This window comes from Arthrobacter sp. B2060 (genome assembly GCF_059090445.1).
The window spans coordinates 786,029-805,946 of sequence record NZ_JBNHFR010000001.1 but is presented as its reverse complement, the minus strand read 5'-3'; the positions used below and the strand labels follow the sequence as shown (position 1 = coordinate 805,946).

Annotated in this window: 17 protein-coding genes and 1 tRNA gene; 8 read left to right on the top strand and 10 right to left on the bottom strand. The window is 64.3% G+C overall.

Annotated features, from left to right (window positions below):
* The first annotated feature begins 121 nt into the window (after nt 1-121).
* From AC5RUM_RS03825 to AC5RUM_RS03815, 3 genes are all read left to right on the top strand, one after another.
* Entirely contained in the window at nt 122-667 is a 546-nt protein-coding gene (locus AC5RUM_RS03825; protein ID WP_494033679.1) for a peptidylprolyl isomerase, read from the top strand.
* An 8-nt stretch (nt 668-675) separates the two neighbouring features.
* On the top strand, nt 676-1,557 hold the full coding sequence (locus AC5RUM_RS03820) for a rhomboid family intramembrane serine protease (protein WP_494033678.1): 882 nt from the start codon (nt 676-678) through the stop codon (nt 1,555-1,557).
* A gap of 922 nt (nt 1,558-2,479) precedes the next feature.
* The gene (locus AC5RUM_RS03815; protein WP_494033677.1) at nt 2,480-2,947 is read left to right on the top strand and encodes a carboxymuconolactone decarboxylase family protein; all 468 of its coding nucleotides are present in this window, start codon (nt 2,480-2,482) and stop codon (nt 2,945-2,947) included.
* Between the two features lie 185 nt (nt 2,948-3,132).
* Here the strand turns inward: AC5RUM_RS03815 and AC5RUM_RS03810 are convergent, their stop codons facing one another.
* Both AC5RUM_RS03810 and AC5RUM_RS03805 read right to left on the bottom strand, forming a co-directional pair.
* Nucleotides 3,133-3,729, bottom strand: a complete 597-nt coding sequence (locus AC5RUM_RS03810; protein WP_400576956.1) for a DNA-3-methyladenine glycosylase I — start codon at nt 3,727-3,729, stop codon at nt 3,133-3,135.
* Nucleotides 3,730-3,745: 16 nt separating this feature from the next.
* Nucleotides 3,746-4,000: a cell division protein CrgA gene (locus AC5RUM_RS03805; protein ID WP_494033676.1), complete on the bottom strand. Its 255-nt coding sequence runs from the start codon at nt 3,998-4,000 to the stop codon at nt 3,746-3,748.
* 176 nt (nt 4,001-4,176) lie between these two features.
* On the opposite strand from AC5RUM_RS03805, the gene AC5RUM_RS03800 reads away from it, so the two are divergent.
* Both AC5RUM_RS03800 and AC5RUM_RS03795 read left to right on the top strand, forming a co-directional pair.
* Nucleotides 4,177-4,977: a class E sortase gene (locus AC5RUM_RS03800; protein WP_494033675.1), complete on the top strand. Its 801-nt coding sequence runs from the start codon at nt 4,177-4,179 to the stop codon at nt 4,975-4,977.
* A gap of 170 nt (nt 4,978-5,147) precedes the next feature.
* The gene (locus tag AC5RUM_RS03795) at nt 5,148-5,789 is read left to right on the top strand and encodes an aminodeoxychorismate/anthranilate synthase component II (protein WP_494033674.1); all 642 of its coding nucleotides are present in this window, start codon (nt 5,148-5,150) and stop codon (nt 5,787-5,789) included.
* A 14-nt stretch (nt 5,790-5,803) separates the two neighbouring features.
* Here AC5RUM_RS03795 and pknB read toward each other — a convergent pair whose 3' ends face one another.
* The 7 genes from pknB to AC5RUM_RS03760 are packed head-to-tail and all read right to left on the bottom strand — an operon-like array spanning nt 5,804 to nt 15,575.
* Nucleotides 5,804-7,765 (bottom strand): Stk1 family PASTA domain-containing Ser/Thr kinase, encoded by a 1,962-nt coding sequence (gene pknB, locus AC5RUM_RS03790; RefSeq protein ID WP_494033673.1) that lies wholly within the window; start codon nt 7,763-7,765, stop codon nt 5,804-5,806.
* 3 nt (nt 7,766-7,768) lie between these two features.
* Nucleotides 7,769-9,607: a protein kinase domain-containing protein gene (locus AC5RUM_RS03785; protein WP_494033672.1), complete on the bottom strand. Its 1,839-nt coding sequence runs from the start codon at nt 9,605-9,607 to the stop codon at nt 7,769-7,771.
* On the bottom strand, nt 9,604-11,061 hold the full coding sequence (locus tag AC5RUM_RS03780) for a peptidoglycan D,D-transpeptidase FtsI family protein (RefSeq protein WP_494033671.1): 1,458 nt from the start codon (nt 11,059-11,061) through the stop codon (nt 9,604-9,606). Before AC5RUM_RS03780 ends, AC5RUM_RS03785 begins: the two co-directional genes overlap by 4 nt.
* On the bottom strand, nt 11,058-12,512 hold the full coding sequence (locus tag AC5RUM_RS03775) for an FtsW/RodA/SpoVE family cell cycle protein (RefSeq protein ID WP_494033670.1): 1,455 nt from the start codon (nt 12,510-12,512) through the stop codon (nt 11,058-11,060). Before AC5RUM_RS03775 ends, AC5RUM_RS03780 begins: the two co-directional genes overlap by 4 nt.
* Nucleotides 12,509-14,350 carry a PP2C family protein-serine/threonine phosphatase gene (locus tag AC5RUM_RS03770; protein ID WP_494033669.1) on the bottom strand — a complete coding sequence of 614 codons (1,842 nt, stop codon included), beginning with the start codon at nt 14,348-14,350 and terminating at the stop codon, nt 12,509-12,511. Before AC5RUM_RS03770 ends, AC5RUM_RS03775 begins: the two co-directional genes overlap by 4 nt.
* Before the next feature lie 2 nt (nt 14,351-14,352).
* On the bottom strand, nt 14,353-14,835 hold the full coding sequence (locus AC5RUM_RS03765) for an FHA domain-containing protein FhaB/FipA (protein ID WP_331575215.1): 483 nt from the start codon (nt 14,833-14,835) through the stop codon (nt 14,353-14,355).
* Nucleotides 14,832-15,575: an FHA domain-containing protein gene (locus AC5RUM_RS03760; RefSeq protein WP_494033668.1), complete on the bottom strand. Its 744-nt coding sequence runs from the start codon at nt 15,573-15,575 to the stop codon at nt 14,832-14,834. Before AC5RUM_RS03760 ends, AC5RUM_RS03765 begins: the two co-directional genes overlap by 4 nt.
* Nucleotides 15,576-15,970: 395 nt before the next feature.
* On the opposite strand from AC5RUM_RS03760, the gene AC5RUM_RS03755 reads away from it, so the two are divergent.
* A tRNA-Leu gene (locus tag AC5RUM_RS03755) sits at nt 15,971-16,053 on the top strand.
* A 97-nt stretch (nt 16,054-16,150) separates the two neighbouring features.
* Here the strand turns inward: AC5RUM_RS03755 and AC5RUM_RS03750 are convergent.
* Nucleotides 16,151-17,101, bottom strand: coding sequence for a 2-hydroxyacid dehydrogenase (locus AC5RUM_RS03750; protein ID WP_494033667.1), 951 nt, complete (start codon nt 17,099-17,101; stop codon nt 16,151-16,153).
* A gap of 302 nt (nt 17,102-17,403) precedes the next feature.
* On the opposite strand from AC5RUM_RS03750, the gene AC5RUM_RS03745 reads away from it, so the two are divergent.
* Nucleotides 17,404-18,960 carry an ABC transporter substrate-binding protein gene (locus AC5RUM_RS03745; protein ID WP_494033666.1) on the top strand — a complete coding sequence of 519 codons (1,557 nt, stop codon included), beginning with the start codon at nt 17,404-17,406 and terminating at the stop codon, nt 18,958-18,960.
* A 28-nt stretch (nt 18,961-18,988) separates the two neighbouring features.
* Nucleotides 18,989-19,918 carry an ABC transporter permease gene (locus tag AC5RUM_RS03740; protein WP_494033665.1) on the top strand — a complete coding sequence of 310 codons (930 nt, stop codon included), beginning with the start codon at nt 18,989-18,991 and terminating at the stop codon, nt 19,916-19,918.

The following is a 19,918-nucleotide window of genomic DNA, read 5'->3' as shown; positions in this document are numbered from 1 at the left end:
AGCCTACGTGGAGGATGACCCGTGCTGCTATCGTTCCCGGGGATTGCGGGCGGATTTCACCCAACGCGGAACTGCGTTTGCTGCCCCGTGCGGCGTTGACCCTCCGTGAAAGAATGACCGTATGACTGCCACAGCAACTGCAAAAGCAACCATCCACACAAGCCTCGGCGACATCGTCGTGAACCTCTTCGGCAACCACGCGCCGAAGACTGTCAAGAACTTCATTGGATTGGCCACAGGCGAACAGACTTGGACGCACCCGGAGACCGGCGAGGAAAAGACCGGCACGCCGCTGTACAACGGCACCATTTTTCACCGCATCATCAAAGACTTCATGATCCAGGCCGGCGATCCCCTGGGCCGCGGCACCGGCGGACCGGGTTACCGCTTCGACGACGAGATCCACCCCGAATTGACCTTCAACGCCCCCTACAAGCTCGCCATGGCCAACGCCGGCATCCAGATGGGCAAGGGAACCAACGGCTCCCAGTTCTTCATCACCACCATCCCCACCGACTGGCTGCAGGGCAAGCACAGCATCTTCGGTGAAGTGGCTGACGAGGATTCCCGCAAGGTCGTCGACGCCATCGAAGGCGTCCGCACCGGCATGGGCGACCGGCCGGTCGAAGATGTAACGATCAACAGCATCGATATCGAGCAGCTCTAACCCACACCATGAGTTACGGAATTCCGTCGGTCGAGCCGTCCGCGCAGGTCCCCGTGTGCCCCCGGCACCCGGACAGGCCCTCCTACGTGAGGTGCCAGCGCTGCGGGCGTCCCGCATGCCCCGAATGCCAGCGGGCGGCCGCCGTCGGATTCCAATGCATTGACTGCGTCAATGAAACAAAACGTACGACGCCGGCAGTCCGGACGGTCTACGGCGGTGCCGTGGCGACGGGCAAGCCAATGGTGACGTTCGCGATCATCGCCCTGTGTGCGGTGCTGTACGTGCTGCAATGGCTGATCCCCGGTGACGAGGTCTATCAGAACCTGGCTTTCGCAACCGTCTATGCCACCCCGGAGTACGGGGTGTTCGAGCCATGGCGCATGCTGACGTCGGCGTTCCTGCACTCGCAGGGCTTCATCCTCCACATCGTGCTGAACATGTACATGCTGTGGATGTTTGGCCAGGCGCTGGAGCCGCTCCTCGGACGCGTCCGCTTCCTCGCCGTCTATATCCTGTCCGCGATCGGCGGCTCCGTCGGCTACCTCCTGCTGACCCCCGGCTACATCCCCGGCCAACCCCTCACGGGAGTGGTGGGCGCCTCGGGCGCAATTTTCGGGCTCTTCGGGGCCATGCTGGTGGTGCAGCGTCACAGAGGCGGTGAAACCAAACAGCTCTGGGTGCTCATTGCCATCAACGGCGTCATCGGATTCCTGGTGCCCCAGATCGCTTGGCAGGCCCATCTTGGCGGCCTCGTCACCGGTGCCCTGTGCGCCGCCGCCATCGCTTACGTCCCCCGCGGCCCGCGCCAACACCTTCTGCAGTTTGCCGGTCTGGCCGCTGTTTTGGCGCTGCTGGCCCTCGCTTCCTGGTCCCGCATCATCGCCGGCTGAGGGTTTCCTCACCGCTTCCCCTGCAGCTCCCCTGCCCGCCATCCACATGGCCGGCCGAAGCTCGTAGCCTGCTTCCCGTAACCTTCCAGCCCGGGACGCGCGCTGTACTGCACCCTGCGCCCTCGCTCCGGCTGGCTGGTGAGGATCGGCCCGGGTCCGGCTGTTCCTCCCGTAGCCGCAGACGCACGCCTCTGGAACGCTTTGGCCTCTGTAGTCCGTGGCATCAAGGACCGTAACCTCATGGACCGGTGGCCTCCTGAACCCATGGCCGGAATCCTGGAGTTCACGTTTTTCCACAGGAGTTATCCACACTGTGAGTAACTTACATTGCTGTAGTTCCCCAATTGGCGTCTTGAAATCCCCGTAGCAGGGCGCTTTTCCCCATTTTGTCGACAGTTGGGTCCACACCTGTGGATAACTCTGTGGGGGCCTCCTGTGGTTAAGTGGACAACTTTCCGGCTCCAGGAGGGGTTGGATCCTATATGTGCCGATCGTCTGGCAACAAACTCACGGAGTGCCGGATATCCCCGGAAAATCAGCGGAACCACTGGTCCGCTGACACGCGGCAGGCAGGCGCACGCTCCTATTCTCAACAGGGTTATGCACATTTGTTAATAACTTACAGCCGTGTAGTTCGACGACGGGAGACGGTCCTGAAGCCTACATGGCGGCGATTTCGGAGTTTCTTCCCCACAGGTTATCCCCACCTGTGGATAAGTTGTGGGTACTCGACTGTTGTTAAGTGGATAAGCCCCACAGGTTCACCTTGGATTTACCCTCGCCCCGCGCACCGTGGCTGTCGCGGCATGTGGGCCAACGTGCCGCCTGCCGGTCCGGGCCGCGTGTAGTCTCGGACTGACCGCCAGCCAGCGCTGAGGCCCGCCGGTGGCTTCCGGCGGGCCTATTCATCGAGGAGTACGCCGTGAGCACCACTGAACATATCTACCTGGACAAATACCATCCCGCATCATGGCGTGCCCTCAACGGCCTGGGACTCAAAGTGCGGGAAGCGGCTATTGAAGCTGGGCTGGATCCTAAGCTCATCGAACTGCTGTACGTCCGCACCTCCCAGCTCAACGGCTGCGCGTACTGTCTGGACATGCACGTGTCGGACGCCCTTAAGGGTGGCGAATCCAGCCAGCGGCTGGCTGTTCTCCCCGCATGGCGCGACACCGAGCTCTTTGACGGTACTGAGAGGGCGGCCCTGGCACTTGCCGAGAGCATCACAAACCTCCCTGACGCGCGAACCCGCGAAGCCGAGGAAGCCTATGCGCGCGATCACCTGACAGCTGAGCAGTATTCCGCGGTCAGCTGGCTGGCCATCACGATGAACGCGTTCAACCGGGTTTCGATCACGAGCCAGCACCCTGTCCGCCGGCAAAGAGACTAGGCTGCCGCATTATCCACAGACTTTCCACAGTTGTTAATAACTTGAGCAGCCCTTTTCGCGAAGGAAAGGGCGCGCTAGAGGCCTTGAGCCGCTCTTGAGCCCGGAACCGGCTCCGGCTTTATCAACACTGTGGATATCCTTACCAACATCTGTGGACAGGGAGTGGGACGCCGGAAGCGGGGCTGTCAGTGCCAGACGCCGGACGTTCCGCGTCGGTGGCTGTCGATGAGATGGGTGTCCACCATGCCGATGGCCTCCATGAGGGCAAACATCGTAGTGGGCCCGACGAAGGCGAACCCTTTTTTCCGGAGTGCTTTGGAGAGTGCAATGGACTCAGGCGACGTGGTGGGAACATCCGCGTAGGTCACAGGTGCAGGAGTGGATGCGGGCTGAAAGTTCCACACAAAATCCACGAGCCCGCCCTCGTCGCGGAGGGCAATCGTGGCCTTGGCATTGGTAATGGCGGCCCGGATCTTCAGCCGGTTCCGCACAATGCCGGGGTCCTGGAGCAGCCTCTCGACGTCGGCCTCGGTGAAAGCGGCCACAGTATCGGGATGGAAGTTGGCGAAGGCCGCACGGAAGGCCGGCCTCTTGCGGAGGATTGTGGCCCACGACAGCCCGGCCTGAAACGCCTCCAGGCTGATGCGCTCGTACAATCCCTGTTCGTCCCGGACAGGAAGTCCCCATTCGGTGTCGTAGTACTCCCGCATGAGGGGATCGGCGGAGGCCCACACCGGACGGGCGAGCCCGTCGTCGCCGATGATGATGCCGTCCGGGGTCATGGCAGCGGGACGGCCGTCAGGAACGCCAGCGCGTGGTCATGAGGAAGCCAGCGATCGCAATGCCGAACCCGGCCACGATGTTCCACGAGCCCCATGCACCCACGGGAAGTGTTCCCTCGCTGATGTAAAAGGTGATGATCCAGAGGAGACCGATGATCATGAGCCCGAACATAACAGGCTTGAACCACACGGGATTGGGCTTGTACGCCTGCGTCGCGGAGACGGACTCGGACGCGCGGGCAGTCTTCTTACGTGGCTTTGACTCGGGCACATGTCCTCCTTGGCGGGCTGAATCAAGAACGGCGTTCCCGGCTTGATATCCTGCTAGCAGGAATATTGCCGGCGGTCTGCGCGCTCCTGGTCAAGTCTGAAGTCTTACTAGCAGCCAATTCTAGCTGTACTTCAGGCCACACCATCGCCCACCGCACCCGCCTTGGAGGAGATCGCGTGGTACTGCAGGAGAAGGTCAGACCCCCTGCCGCGCCGGCATCCGGCGTCGTAATCCTGCGAAGGGCTGTCCAGGTCATGGGTGAGCTGCTGATAACGGCCGGCATTGTGCTCCTGCTCTTCGTCGCATGGCAGCTGTGGTGGACCAACGTCGCGTCCGATGCCAGGCAGGGCGAGGTAGTCAAGGACTTTGCCCGGGAACTGGGCGGACCGGTGGTTCCCGCGCCCGCCCCCAGCCCGGGAGCTTCGGCAGCAGCGTCGGGGACACGTGACTATGGAACTCCTCCGGTGGCCCAGGCACCTGGCCACGGCGGGACAATCGGCATCATGTACATCCCCAGGTTTGGCGAGAACTATACGCGCCCCATCGTTGAAGGAACCAGCCCCGATGTGCTGGACACCCTTGGCCTGGGCCATTACGGAAGCACCGCCATGCCGGGCGCGGTAGGGAACTTCGCGGTGGCCGGACACCGCCAGACGCACGGTGCCGTGCTGGACAATATCCACACCCTCGTTCCGGGAGACAAAATCTACGTCCAGACCAGGGACGGCTACTACGTGTACGTTTTCCGGAACAACCAGATCGTGATGCCCTCTAACGCTGACGTCCTGCTCCCGGTGCCCTCGCGGCCCGGTGTCAGGCCGACCGAAAGATTCCTGACCATGACCAGTTGCAACCCCCGCTTTGGTTCGCAGGAGCGGATCATTGCCTATTCAGTGCTGGACCACTGGCAACCGGTGTCCGCGGGGCCGCCGCCGGAAATCGCGGCCCAGGTGGCACGGGCCCGAGGGGAAGGCTGAGACTTGTACGGTTGGATATTCCGGCACCTCCCCGGCCCGCTCTGGCTTCGCATCCTCACCTCGGCGGCGCTGATTGCCGGGGCACTGTTCCTGATGGTCGAGTTCCTGTTCCCCTGGATGTCACAGTTCACACAATTCACCGACTCAACGATTGGTGCGGCAAGTAAACCATGAGCACAACCAAGATCCTCGTCGTGGATAATTACGACAGCTTCGTCTACACCCTGGTGGGCTATCTCCAGGAACTGGGCGCCGAGACCACAGTGGTCCGCAACGACGACGTCACGCTCGCCGAAGCGATCGAAATGGCTGAAACGCGCGACGGTGTACTCATCTCGCCCGGTCCGGGCTCGCCGTCCGAGGCCGGCGTCTGCATTGAGCTGATCAAGTGGTGCGGAGACAGCCCGAAGCCCATGTTTGGCGTCTGCCTGGGTCATCAGGCTCTCGCCGAGGCTTACGGCGGCATTGTGACGCATGCTCCTGAACTGATGCACGGCAAGACGTCGCTGGTCCGGCATGAGGGCGTCAGCGTGTTCGCCGGCCTGCCCTCCCCCGTTACCGCAACGCGCTATCACTCGCTGGCAGCTGTGCGGGAGTCCATTCCGGACGTTCTCGAGATCACGGCGGAAACAGCCAGCGGCGTGGTCATGGGCCTGCAGCACCGCACAGCGCCGCTGTGCGGAGTCCAGTTCCACCCGGAATCGGTCCTCACCGAGGGCGGCTACCAGATGCTGGGCAACTGGCTTGAGTCACTCGGCATGAAGGGCGCGGCCGAACGCGCGGCCAAGCTCAGCCCGCTCATCCAGCACTAGACGCCCATCCGGGACTAGCGTTTCGCGGAGGCGCTGGGCGAGGCAGTTGGCTTGGGAGTGGAAGTGGGGGTCGGAGTCGGCTTTGGCGCCGGCGCCTTGGCCACGGTGATGGTAATGGTTCTTCCCTGTTCCACGAGGGTGTTCAGGGGGTCGCTTTGGCCTGTCACCTTGCCCGGAGCCACCTGGGAATTCTCCACTTCGGTGACGAGAACCGGCAGATGCAGCCGCTTCAGGGCGGCCTCCGCTTCGGCGCGTGTCATGCCCCGCAGTTCGGGCACGGGCACCTTACCTGTGGAAATGATGATCTCCACGGTGCTTCCCACCGCAACCTGCTGGCCCGGAGCGGGCTTGGTGGTGATCACCAGGCCGCCCGGGACCGTTGGGCTGTTGGCCATGGTGGTGGAGGGCGCTCCCACCAGTCCGACCTGTCTCAGGATGTCACGGGCCGCCGCTTCCGTCCGGCCAGGCAACGCTTCGGGGATCTTGACGGCGCTTGGCCCGGCGGAAACGTTGAGCGTCACTTCCGAGTCCAGAGTGAGAAATGATCCGGCCGCGGGCACAGTTCCGATGGCTGTCCCCTTGGCGACGGTGTCGTGCTGGACGCGCTTGATTTGGGGCCGCAGCTTGGCGTCGTAGAGGACCTGCAGGGCTTCTGATTCTGTGCGGGCTTCCACCGAGGGCACGGCAACCTTCACTGGCTCCGCCGGCGGCTGGTTCATGGTGTTGTACAGCCAGAGCCCGCCGCCTGCGAGCACGAGCAGGGTAAAAATGACAAACGTGGCGATCCACGCCCGACGGCGGGACTTCTGTACGCGTGTGCGCTCCCTCTCCCGCGGGAGACCCAGGGGAAGGTCCTCCTGTTCGGCCGTCTCATACATTGCGGCGGCCTCCGCAGGCAGGACGGACTCGGTGCCGGGCGGCTCATGGGCAGGACGGAGCCTGCCGCCCGGGGCATCGTCCAGGAAGCTGGCGCCTGTCATGGAGAAGGCTTCCGTGGCAGGCGTGCGGTGGAGCTGCGGGACGTGGTCGTTCGGGTCTGTCGGCGCTTCGCTGGCGGACACGCCGGGGACGGGGACACCGTTTTGCGCCGCACGCAGGGCACGCCTGAATGCCGCGGCATCCTGGAACCGGTCCACCCGGTTTTTCTGGAGTGCCTTCGCCAGGACGCTGTCCAGGGCTGCGGAAACGTCCGGGTTGAGGCTGCTGGCGGGTTCAGGAATCTCGCGCACGTGCTGGTATGCCACGGAAACCGGGCTCTCACCGATGAACGGCGGGCGACCGGTCAGCATTTCGTACAGCAGGCACGCCGCGGAGTACAGGTCGCTGCGGGCATCCACGGTCTCGCCGCGGGCCTGCTCCGGCGACAGATACTGGGCAGTGCCCACGACCGCCTGCGTCTGCGTCATAGTGGCCGCGGAGTCCGCCATGGCACGGGCGATGCCGAAGTCCATGACCTTCACCATGCTTGAGTTCCTGCAGAACATCACGTTGGCCGGTTTGATGTCCCGGTGCACGATGCCGGCCTTGTGGCTGTACTCGAGCGCGGACAGGACCCCCAGTGTGTAGCTGATGGCCTGGCTGATGGTGATGCCCTTGGCCCGGATGAGATCCCGCAGGGTTTCCCCGTCCACGAATTCCATCACGATGTACGGCACTCGGATATGGTCGTGGGCGTCCTCCGGCAAAGCGTGGTCACCGGTGTCGTAGATCGCCACGATGGACGGGTGGTTCAGGGCGGCAACAGCCTGCGCCTCACGTTTGAACCGGGCCTGGAACTGCGGATCACGTGCCAGGTCCGGACGCAGCAGCTTGATGGCCACGGTGCGCCCCAGCCGGGTGTCGACGCCGCGGTGTACATCGGCCATGCCTCCCCGGCCTATGAGCTCACCGAGCTCATAGCGTCCGTTGAGGATGCGCTGGGCGGTCACCGGGATGCGGTCCTCCCGGTGCGACGGCGATCGTGGCGGCGTAGTCACAGCTTATCCCTGGCCCAGGGGAACGCTTGGAGTGACGCTGGGGCTGGTCGTGGGCGGGGTGGTGGTCGGGGCCTTGGCGAGATGGTAGGTCACCGTGGAACCGGCACTGACTTTGCTGCCGCTGCCCGGCTCGGAGCTGACGAACGTCCCGGGCTCCTGCCCGGGCTCACCATCCACATCGGGCCCCTTGACCCAGCGGAGGTTGGCGTTCTCGATTGCGGTCCGGACCTGGGCCTCGGTGCTGCCGGGAATGAGGTTGGGCACAGTGGACTGCTCCGGTCCCTTCGAGTACGTGACCTTGATGGTCTCCCCAGGCTGGACCGGGCCGGTCGGGTTGATTTCGGTGACCGTGCCGGGAGGCGCCGCATTGAAGACCGGTTCCCCGTCCACCTGGAGCCCGAGCGCGTTCAGTTCGTCGCGCACGTCGGTGAACTGCTTGCCCAGATAGGCAGCCGGAATGACATTGACCGTTTCCGGGGTGCTCTGTGTGGGGGTCTGCGTGGGCGTGGGGGTGGGCGACGTGGTGGTGGGCGTGGGGCTGGCACTCGTTGAGGTCGCGCTGCTAGCGGCACTTGACGTGGTACCGGCAGGTGACTGCGGCGGGAACAGGAGGCCCGCCTGGGTGAGGAGAATACCGATAAGGGCGAAGAGCACCAGCAGGATCAGGGCGATCAGCGGCCAGGTCCAGGGGCTGCGTCCGCGCCGCTCCGGCTCATCCGCCGGTTCGTCGTCGTACTGCTCCTCCTCCTGCACCCAGCTGCGCTCCGCAGCGAGGGCGTCGGCCCGCGACAGCGTACTGCCGGCACGCGTGGGAGCACCCTCTGTTCCGGCGCCGGCGGCGCCGGCCGCCGCAGCGCCTGCAGCCGCCGCACCGAGCACCGGCAGGGCGGAAGTCGCCGTCGAACTCTTCTCGGTGCCGATGACGCCGGTGGGGGCCGTGTGCATATTGACCGGCGCCGTGATGGGCCCGGTGGCACCCTCGTAGAGCAGCATGCCGGGGACGGCCGCGTGCGCCGCCTGGATGTCCCCGTTCCGGATGGCCTCGGCGGCTTCCGAAAGTTTGATGGCATTGGCGGGCCGGTTCTTCGGATCCTTGGCCAGCATGGACATCAGGAGCGCGCGGACCGGCTTCGGAAGGGTGTCCGGCAGGGGCGGCGGGGCGTCGTTCACCTGGGCAAGGGCAATGGCGATCTGGGATTCGCCCGAGAACGGCCGGTGGCCTGTTAGGCACTCGTAGCCGATGACGCCCAGCGAGTAGATGTCCGAAGCTCCGGTGGCTGTCTGCCCGGTGGCCTGTTCGGGGGCAAGGTACTGCGCGGTGCCCATGACCTGGCCGGTCTGCGTGAGCGGCACCTGATCGGCAAGGCGGGCGATGCCGAAGTCGGTCACCTTGACCCTGCCGTCGGGAGTGATGAGAAGATTGCCCGGCTTGATATCACGGTGCACCAGCCCCTGGGCGTGGGCAACGGACAGTGCGCGCGCGGTCTGGGCGATCATGGACAGCGTGCGGTCCGGGGAGAGGACCTGCTCGTGCTCGATGATGCTGCTCAGCGGCTGGCCGGGCACCAGTTCCATGACGAGGTAGGCGGAGCCCTCCTCCTCGCCGTAGTCGAAGACATTGGCGATGCCGACGTGGTTCAGGAGCGCGGTGTGGCGTGCCTCTGCGCGGAACCGCTGGAGGAAGCCGGGGTCGCCCGTGTACTCCTCTTTGAGCACCTTGATGGCCACGATCCGCCCGAGGATGAGGTCTTTGGCCTTCCAGACTTCGCCCATGCCGCCGATCGCAATACGCGTGGTCAACTGGAATCTGCCGCCGAGGGTGATTCCTGATGTAGGCCTCACTTATTCAACACCGCCTCAAAAATCTTCTTTGCGTTCGGACTGGTTAGCTGTGCGCCGGTGGTGATGTCCACGCCCTGCATGACGATCGTGACAGACACCTGCGGGTCATTCGCGGGGGCAAACCCGGTGAACCACGAGTTGTTAAGGCCATCGGTACCAAGTTCGGCGGTGCCGGTCTTGCCGGCCACCTCCACGCCGGGCACCGCAGCGCCGGCACCGATGCCTTGGCTGACCACGCTGGTCATCCATTCGGTGATCTGACCGGCAATTTCCGGGGTGGTGGAGGTCCGCAGCGGCACCGGCTGTGGTTCTTCGAGAACGCGCAGATCCGGCGACCGCACGGCCTTGATCAGGTTGGGGGTCATTTGCACTCCACCGTTGGCGATGGCCGAGGTCATCAGCGCGATCTGCAGCGGTGTGGCGCGGACGTCGCGCTGGCCAATGGCCGACTGGGCCAGCCCGGCGGCGTCCAGGTCCCGCGGGAAGATGCTTTCGGCGTAGTCGAGCTTGAGCTGGTCCCCCAGTTCCTGTCCCCAGCCGAATTTTGCTGCCTGCGCGGCGATAGCATCCTCACCGAGCTTTTCAGCAATGCTTGCAAACGGGGTGTTGCAGGACTGCTGGAGCGCGAACGCGAAGTCGGCGGTGTTGCGGGTGTAGCAGTTGCCACCGGCATAGTTCGGAAGCCGGTACTGGATGCCGGGGAAGGACATCTCCGCGGGATTCGGAAGCTGGCTGTCCGCGTTGTATTTTCCAGATCCCAGAGCAGCCGCAGTGTCCACGATCTTGAAGACCGAGCCCGGCGCCAAGAGCGCACCGGTAGGTCCGCTGACGGACGGGTTCAGGTTGATTCCGGGGACCTTGATGATGTCGTTGTAGCTCGCCTGTTCCTTGGCCGCGTCCTGGGTGGCAATGAGGTTGGGGTCATAGGACGGCTTGCTGACCATGGCGAGGATGTCGCCGGTCTTGGGATTGGTGACAACGATCGATCCCCGCTGCCCGTCCGGTATGAGGTCGTACGCGAGTTTCTGGATCTTGGGGTCGATGGTCAGCTCCACGGACGCACCCTTGGGCTGGTTGCCCAGGAAGAGCTGCCCTATGCGGTCGAGGAACAGCTGGTCCGAGCTTCCCGCCAGCTGGGCGTCCATGGCGCGCTCAAGACCGGTCACGCCATAGTTCTTCGAGAAGTAGCCCGTAATGCCGGCATAGAGCTCAGGCTGGGTGTAGGTCCGCTGGAACTTGCAGGTTTCGTTGCCCTCAACGGACTCCGCAATGGGGGTGCCGGCCACGAGGATGGCGCCGCGGTCATTGCAGTAGTTCTGGAGAATGGCACGCTTGTTCCACGCGTTGGCCTTGAGCTCGTCGGCCCCGACCACCTGGACGTAGCTGAGGGCACCGAAGATCAGGGCGAACATGGCGATCGCGGCAACCCACGAGTGTCGAATGGCCTGGTTCACAGTTGTTTCACCGCCTCGGTGGGAGCGTCCGGAAGGGTCTGGGTGGCGTTTTTGCCCGGCCTGCCCGTTGCCGCTGGCAGGCCAGGAGTCCGCTGGGACTCGGGCGTCCTGCCCGGCTGCATGGGTGTGGTGTCCACCGGTCCGCGGGCAGTGTGCGAAATCATCAGCAGGAGGCCCACGATGATCCAGTTGGCCAGGAGGGACGATCCTCCTGCTGCCAGGAAGGGGGTGGTGAGACCCGTCAGCGGAATGAGCCGCGTGACGCCGCCGATGACGACGAAGCACTGCAGCGCCACAGCGAAGGAAAGCCCGCATGCCAGCAGCTTGCCGAAGGCGTCCCTCGTGCCCAGTGCGGCGCGGAATCCGCGGGTGAACAGCAGCAGATACATCATGACGATGGCGAACAGCCCGATAAGGCCAAGTTCTTCACCGAATGAGGCGATGATCATGTCGCTGTTGGCAAACGGCACGAGGTTGGGGCGGCCCTGGCCAAGCCCGGTCCCCACGAGTCCGCCGCTGGCCATACCGAAGAGGCCCTCTACGATTTGGCCGCTGCCGCCGGGCGAGCGTCCGAAGACCTCTTCCGTGAACGCATTGAGCCAGGAGTCGATGCGGAGCGCGACGTGTGAGAAGACCTGCGACGCAATGAAACCTCCGCCCAGGATGAGCGAAACGCCGATGACCACCCAGCTGATGCGGCTGGTTGCCACGTAGATCATCACAATGAACAGGCCGAAGAACAGGACGGAGGAACCGAGGTCACGCTGGAAAATCAGCACGCCGATGCTGACGAGCCAGGCGGTGATCATGGGGCCCATGTCCTTGAAGCGCGGGAACTGCAGCGGCCCGATCTTCCGGCCGGCGAGCATGATCAGATCGCGGTTTGAGGACAAATAGCCTGCAAAGAATATAGCCAGCGTGATCTTGGCGACCTCACCGGGCTGGAAGGTCATGGGTCCCAGCCTGATCCAGACGCGGGCGCCGAGGATCTCGCCTGCGGAAATGCCGGGAATCAGCGGAAGGATGAGCAGCAGCGCACTGACGGCCAGCGAGATGTAGGTGAAGCGGCGAAGGATCCGATGGTCCTTGAGGAGCCAGATCACGGCGATGGCCACGGCCATCGCGATGAGTGTCCAGCGCATCTGGTTGTTGCCGGTGTCTTCGCCGGGAGCGTCGAGACGGTGGATCATTGCCAGGCCGAGCCCGTTGAGGGCGACGACCAGCGGAAGTATTACCGGATCTGCATACTTGGCCCGGATCCGAAGCACGACGTGGAAGGCGAGAGCGGCCACGGCCAGAAGGCTGGATTGGAACCAGAAGTCGGCGTCGAAGGCGTTCTGGTCATCGATGCTGATCAGAGCGTTGGCACCGATGCTGACAGCGAGGGCCAGCATGAGCAACAACAGCTCCACGTTTCGCCGGGGCTTGGGCATCGTGTCGGCGTGGCTCATTGGCCCCCCTCACAGGTTGCGGTTGGGGACGGCGCGGGGGACGCACCGGCGGCGGCGGTTTGCGACGCTGTGGGCTTGGGGCTGGCCGTGGCGGCAGGCGCTTTCGCGGCAGGAGCCTTGGCAGCCGGCACCTTTGCGGCCGCGGTTCCCGTGGGCGTGGGCTTGGCCGACGTAGCGCGAGGAGTCGGGGACGCCGTGGACGTGGGTGAAGCCGAAATGCATTCATCCGACGGGGCCGTCGTGCCGGTCCGCTCAAGGTTCTTCACGATGCGCTGGGCGTCGTAGAGGTCGCGTGCAGGCACCGTCTGGCGGACGCGCTGCTGCGAGAACTGCGGCAGGGACTCCATCCGAATTTCAGTGACGGCCTCAAGCGTCGAAAGCTGGATGGGGCCCAGGCGCTGCGAAACGCCATTGAAGATCGCCACCCGCTGGTCGAACTCGCCAATGTAGTACCGGGTCTGCGTCCAGGCGTAGCCCAGCCAGAGCCCCACGACGAGGACCATGAGGGCCGCAGCGGCGATGCCGATAGTGACCCAGCGGCGCGGCCGGCGTTCGGCTCCGAGATCCTCCGCCTCGTCCCGGGCCGGTTCGGCCTTGTGCGTCAGCACGGTGGCTGCCCGGCGGGCCACGGTGCGCCCGGCGATCGTGGGGATGGAGCCGGTCTCCGCCGCCGTGACGGCAGCACCGACGAGGAGGTGGGGGCGTGAGGACAGTTCCTCGCGCAGCACCTCTGCCGAGAGGTGCTCACCCAGGTGCGGGTCGGTACTTGTGGTGGGCTCCTTGGACTCAGGCTGCTCGGGGTCCGCGACTGCGGCTTTGCCTTCCTCGGAGGAAGGGACAGTATCTGAATCGTCGGCCTTCGGGCCGGGGGTGGCGGCTTCAGAGGCGGGTGCTACAGGGGTTGGTGCTTCAGTGGCGCGCGCGGCTGCCTGTTCCGATTCGGCCCCGGCACCCGATTCCGCAGCGGCGGAGGCTCCAGCCGCGGCGGCAGCGGGCTTGGCGGCGCCGTCCGGCGAGGCGAGTTCCGCAGAAGGCACGATGTCGACGGCGGCTGTTTTGACGTCGTCGAGCGTCTCCTCGACGATTTCCACCATCACGACGGTGACGTTGTCCGGGGCGCCTGCCTCCAGGGTGAGGTCGACCAGGGTTTCCACGCATTCGTGGATGTCCTTGGTTTCGCGGACTGTCCGCTCCACGACGTGCCCGGCCACATAATTGAGGCCATCGGAGCACAGCAGCCAGCGTTCGCCGGGCTGCACCTCCAAGGTGGCCAGGTCCAGTTCGGGGCTCGCATCGACGTCGCCGAGGACGCGCATGAGGACATTCTTGTGGGGATGGGTTTCGGCCTCTTCAGGGCGGAGCCGGCCTTCATCGATCAGGCGCTGGACGAACGTGTGGTCTACGCTGACCTGTTCGAACTCGCCGTTACGCAGCCGGTAAGCACGCGAATCGCCGATGTGTGCAAAGTGCAGCTTGCCCTCGGCGAGAAGCAGGGCCGTCACAGTGGTGCCCATGCCGGCAAGTTTGGGATTGATGTGGACGAGCTCCGACAGCAGGGAATTTGCCGTCTGGATTTCGTCGGCCAGAACGGTTTCGGCGTCGCCGTCGTAATCGTCAGTGTCCAGGTGGATCATGTCCAGGACGGTGGCCGCGGAGGCCACGTCCCCTCCGGCATGGCCGCCCATGCCGTCCGCCACGACCGCGAGGTGCCGGCCCACGTAAGCGGAGTCGTCATTCTTCGCCCGGACGCGGCCGACGTCGGACCGCGCGGCATAGCGCATGATCAGGGGACGCGGGGAGGCTGGCGCCTTCTCCACGGGGATGTCCGGAGCGGCCATGGCTATGGCCTCAATTCAATGACCGTCTTGCCGATTCTCACGGGTACACCGAGGTCCACGGGAAGGGCCCGGGTGAGCTGCTGGTCGGCCAGATACGTGCCGTTGGTGGAGCCGAGGTCCTCAATGAACCAGCGGCTTCCCTGCGGGAACAGGCGTGCGTGCCGGCCGGAGGCGTAGTCGTCCTCCAGCACGAGAGTGGCTTCCTGTGCCCGGCCCAGCAGGATGGGGCTGGCTGCGAGGGGAACCGTGCGCCCTTTGAGAGGGCCTTCGGTGACCACCAGTTGGCGGGCCTGCTGTTTGACCGGGGCAGGGGCGGGTTCGGCCAGTTCAGGGTTCTTGCGCACCTGCCGCGCCGTGGGGGCGCCCGTCGCGGCCTTTCGGCCGATCATGAGGTCGCGGCGCATGGCGGAGACGATGCTGAAGATCAGGACCCAGAGAAGCAGCAGGAAGCCGAAGCGGAGGGCGGTTATGGTCAGTTCGCTCATGGGCGGCCGCCAGTGTTGGCGGGCAGGAGGCGGAAGATGATTTTGGTCCGTCCCATCGTGATGGTGGAGCCGTCGGTGAGCTCCGTGCTGCCAGCCACTTTGTGTCCATTGACGTAGCTGCCGTTGGTGGAACCGAGGTCCACGGCAGTCGTAGTGCCGCCGGCCGTCTGGATTTCCAGATGTCGACGGGAAACTCCGGTGTCGTCGACCAGGATGTCAGCTTCTGATGAACGTCCCAGAACGATCGAAGGAGCATTGAGTGAATATCGCTGGCCGTCGATGTCCAGGACGGGCTGCAGGCGGACAGGCTGGCGGCTGGGCGCTGCAGGTACGTTGGCGCGCGGCGCTGCGGCTGGAGCAGCGCCCGACGCCTTCTCGGTCTTGGATGTGATCTCAAAGTCGCCGGGACGGTTGGCTTCATCGTTCCGGAACGAGATCCGGACCGGCCCCTGAAGGGTGTAGCCCTGGCTGCGGACGTGGTTAATCACCACATCGCACAATTCTTCGGCCAGCGGGGTTCCCCACTCCTGGGCGCGCTGGAAGTCATCGTCGCTGAGCAGTACGTCAAAGACATTGGGCGCCAGAGTCCGGCCGGCGGCGACGGTGATCGCCTTGTGGTCCACTTCCCGGCGGAGCCGGCTGGCGATTTCCACGGGCTCGACCTGTGCTTTGGAACCGGTGGAGAAGACGCCGCGGACGGCCTTTTCAATGCCGCGCTCGACTTTGTCCAGCAAACCCATGGTCCTTCTCCTTCCTTGCCACGGCGGGCAGTACGCCTCGTGAAGCTCCATCTGCTGTGCGCGTCACAACAGAACAGTGAGCCCGCCGAAAGCGGGCGCCTATACATCCGATACTACTTGCCACCCCTGCTAATGACCTTAATCCACAACGTGCCGGGGCTCAGATTCGTTCATGATGGACCCTCTTTTGTTGCCGCCATCACACGGATTGGCGTGCGGAGCGCTGGCGGGTTGCCTGGAGCCGATGGGGGCAACGCGGACCTCAGTCTGCCTGTCAACGGGCCCCAATCCGGCCGATTGGCGTTTTGCGGCAATTGTCCGTTATGCTTGATCTCGCTGCTTTTACGAGGTTGCAACTCCGGGGTCCGGGGTTGGAATTCAGTGGAAGAAGTTGCGCGCGAGTGGCGGAACGGCAGACGCGCTGGCTTCAGGTGCCAGTGTCCGAAAGGGCGTGGGGGTTCAAATCCCCCCTCGCGCACGCAAATGAAACACCCCGGTCTTTTAGACCGGGGTGTTTTCGTTTGTCCTGCGGCGGGGTTTTTGGGTTGTTGGAACGAGGGCCTAACGCGGGCGCGTCAGGATACCGGGGTAACCAGGGTTCCGTCAGCTGCGAACTGCGCCAGGTTCGCAAGCGTGAGTTCCGCCATCGCGGCGCGGGTCTCATGCGTCCCGCTGCCCAAGTGCGGCAAAAGAACCACGTTATCCATGGCCAGCAGGTCCTGCGGGACCTTCGGCTCATCGGCAAAGACATCAAGGCCTGCTCCGCCCAGCTCTCCGGCCAGCAGGGCCGCGACGAGAGCCTGCTCGTCCACTACTGAACCTCTGGCGATGTTGATGAGGTAACCGCCGGGTCCGAGTGCCTCCAGGACCTCACGGTCAACTACGTGCACAGATTCCGGCCCTCCGGCCGCTGCCACAATGAGTACGTCCGAATTACGTGCCAGCTCCACCGGTGAGGATGCGTAGTCGTACGTCACCCCCGGATCCCTTCTGCGGTTGTGGTAGCTGACGGTGCAATCGAAGCCCTCGAGCCTGCGCGCAATCACCTTTCCGATCCGGCCAAGGCCCAGTATCCCCACCCGCTTGCCGCTTGCCTTGGTGGCAAGCGGGAAATTGCCCTTTCGGACCCAGTCGCCCCGGCGAACGTAGCGGTCTGCGGCAGTGGTGCGGCGCAGCACGTCCACGTAAAGCGCGACGGCGGTGTCAGCCACGCAGTCATTCAGGACGTCCGGCGTATTGCTGACGGCGATCCCACGCTCTGCGGCCTGCTTGGTGTCCGTGGTGTCGTACCCAACGCCGAAGTTCACGACAGCCCGCAGATTAGGCAGGGCCCGCATCAGCTCGGTTCCCACACCGAAGCGCCCCGAGGTGACGGCGACCTCAAAAGTGTGGCCATGGCGTTCCAGGAACTCGGTTTGGTCTGCCACGGAATCGGGCAGCCGGACTGCGCCGTACACGTCGGCCACCGTGTCCTGGACAGTTTGCATGAGAGGTCCTACCTGCAGGACAGCGACGTTGTTGTTCATACCCTGCACAGTAGGTTCGGGCATCTATATGCGTCCAACATGCAAATAGCATTGATCGATGCCCGATGTGTATTGGTGTGCCGACTTTCGCGGAATACCGCGGCCGACGGGGCCACGTGGCGCCGGTCACACGCCTTGGCTCCGCCGTGAAGCGCACGACGCACGGCTCTGCGGCATGCCCCTCCTCTTGTGGTGCTTTTGGAGGCTCAACTAGCTTGAGTCCAGCGCGGCCCCCAGCTCCTTATCCACACCTCACACAAAGCTGCAGCCTGCCGCGCTCCACTAGTCCGGAGGATCCAATGATGTCTTCTTCAACACCCCAATTCCGCGCATCAGCGGCTAAATGGCCTGCCCTTGCGGCCGGAGCGCTGCTGGCGCTGAGCGGCTGCTCTGTCGCCAATTCCGACGCCGCGCCCGCATCCGGAAGCACGCTCCGCGTGGTCCTCGGCCAGGAGCCGCCCACCTTGGAGGCCTGCGAATCGAACCTCACGTCGACCGGTGTGGTGGTGCGCTCCAACGTGACTGAGCCGCTCGTCGAACGGAACCCCCAAACCGGCGAACTTGACCCGCTGCTGGCAACGGAATGGAAAGCCACATCGGACACCGAATGGACTTTCAAGCTGCGCGAAGGCGTGAAGTTCCAGGACGGCACCCCATTCAATGCGGAAGCCGCGGCCTTCACCATCAACAGAGCCGTCAACTCCAAGCTCGGCTGCAACGTGGAAGGCTACGTGTTCGGGGACGCCGACCTCAAAGTAAAGGCCGTGGACGACACAACCCTCACGGTCGCCACGGCGGAGCCGGACCCCATCCTCCCGCTGCGGCTCTCCTTCCTCGAGGTGGTGCCGACGTCGACGAGCACCACCGCGAAGGTTCGTGAACCCGTCGGCACCGGCCCCTACAAAATCGAGGCGTGGGACGCCGGCCAGAAAATTACGCTGAGCAGCTGGGATGGCTACTGGGGCGATAAGCCGGCCTACGCCAAGGCCGAGTACCAGTGGCGCTCCGAGAGCTCGGTGCGGGCGGCCATGATTACCAGCGGGGAGGCCGATGTGGCGATGGGTCTTAGCCCCGACGACAACATGGGCGAGCTTGGCATCGACTACCCGAACAATGAGACGGTTGCCCTTCGGCTTGAGGCTACGAAGGCGCCGCTGAACGACATCCGCATCCGCCAGGCGGTGAACTACGCCCTCGACAAGGAGGGAATCGTCAACTCCCTCTACCAAGGCAAGCACAAAGTGGCTGCCCAGCTGGTGCCTGAAGGCATCGTGGGCCATAACGCGGAGCTGAAGGGGTGGGCCTTCGACCTGGACAAGGCCAAGTCCCTCGTTGCCGAGGCCAAAGCCGACGGCGTGGACACCTCCGCCCAGATATCGCTCGTTGTCCGCAGCGCCCAATTCCCCAAGATCACCGAACTGGGGCAGGTACTCCAGGAGCAGCTGAGCCAGGCCGGACTGAACGTGAAGCTGAAGATGCTGGAAACCAGCCAGCACCTGACCTACCAGGTCCGCCCGTTCGCTGACGATGAAGGTGCAGTTGCCCTGATGACGCAGCACGGCAACCAGGCCGGTGATGCGGCCTTCACCGTAGACCAGTACATGCTGTCCACCGGCGCGCAGAGCTACTTCGGGACCCCGGAATTCGACGCCATGATCAAGAAGGCGGACGCGGCATCGGGTGAGGAGCGGAAGAAGGCCTTCGAGGACATCTTCGCCTACCAAAACGACAAGGTGGTCCAGTTTGCCCACATCTCCCACCAGACCGGCATCATCGGCAAGTCCAAGTCCGTGAACTACACGCCAAACTCCTCCAGCGGCGACGAGCTGCGTGTCTCGGAAATGACCCCGGCAAGCTAGCCCGGGGCTCCAGGAAAAAAGGACAGCCATGCTGATCTACTTGAGAAAGCGGATAGCCTCCAGTGCGCTGCCGCTGGTAGTGGTTATCGTCGGCGTTTTTGCGCTCGCCCGGATGACCGGAAACCCGGCCAGCCTGTATCTGCCCCTGAACGCCACACAGCAGATGCGTGATGACTTCACCGTACGCAACGGCCTGGACCAGCCCTTGCTGGTGCAGATGGCGGACTACTTCGGCGGGGTGCTCAAGCTCGACTTCGGCCAGTCTCTCCGCACCGGGCAGGATGCCGCCGCCATGGCGCTGCGTGCCTTCCCTGCAACCCTGCAGCTCGCGGCCACCACCATGGTGCTGGCCGTTCTGCTTGCACTGGTAGTCGGTTGCTGGGCCGCACTGAAGCCCAACGGCGTGGCCGACCGCATCTCAAGCTTCGTCTCCATGGCCGCCGCTTCGATTCCTGACTTCTGGCTCGCCATCGTGGGTATCTGGGTCTTCGCCATAACGCTGGGCTGGCTCCCGACATCCGGTGTGTCGGGGGCCGGCGCCTGGGTTCTGCCGATCGCAACCCTTCTGCTCCGGCCATTCGGCGTCCTGGTCCAGATCGTCCGGGGCTCCATGGTCTCGGCACTGTCGGAGCCGTACATCAAGCTGGCACGCAGCCGCGGTGCCGGCGAACTGCGGGTGGTCACCCATCACGCATTGCGCAACGCCGCGGCTCCGGCCCTGACTGTGGCCGGTGACCTGACTGTGGGTTTGGTGAACGGAGCAGTGGTGGTGGAAACCATCTTCGGCTGGCCCGGCATCGGAAAGCTCATGATCGATTCCATTCTGCAACGCGACTTCGCCGTGCTGCAGGCCGCGGTGCTTCTCACGGCAGTGGCGATCTTTGCATTGAACATCCTGATTGACATGGGCTATGCGCTGCTTGATGCACGTGTCCGCCCCGTCACGGCAAAGGCCTAG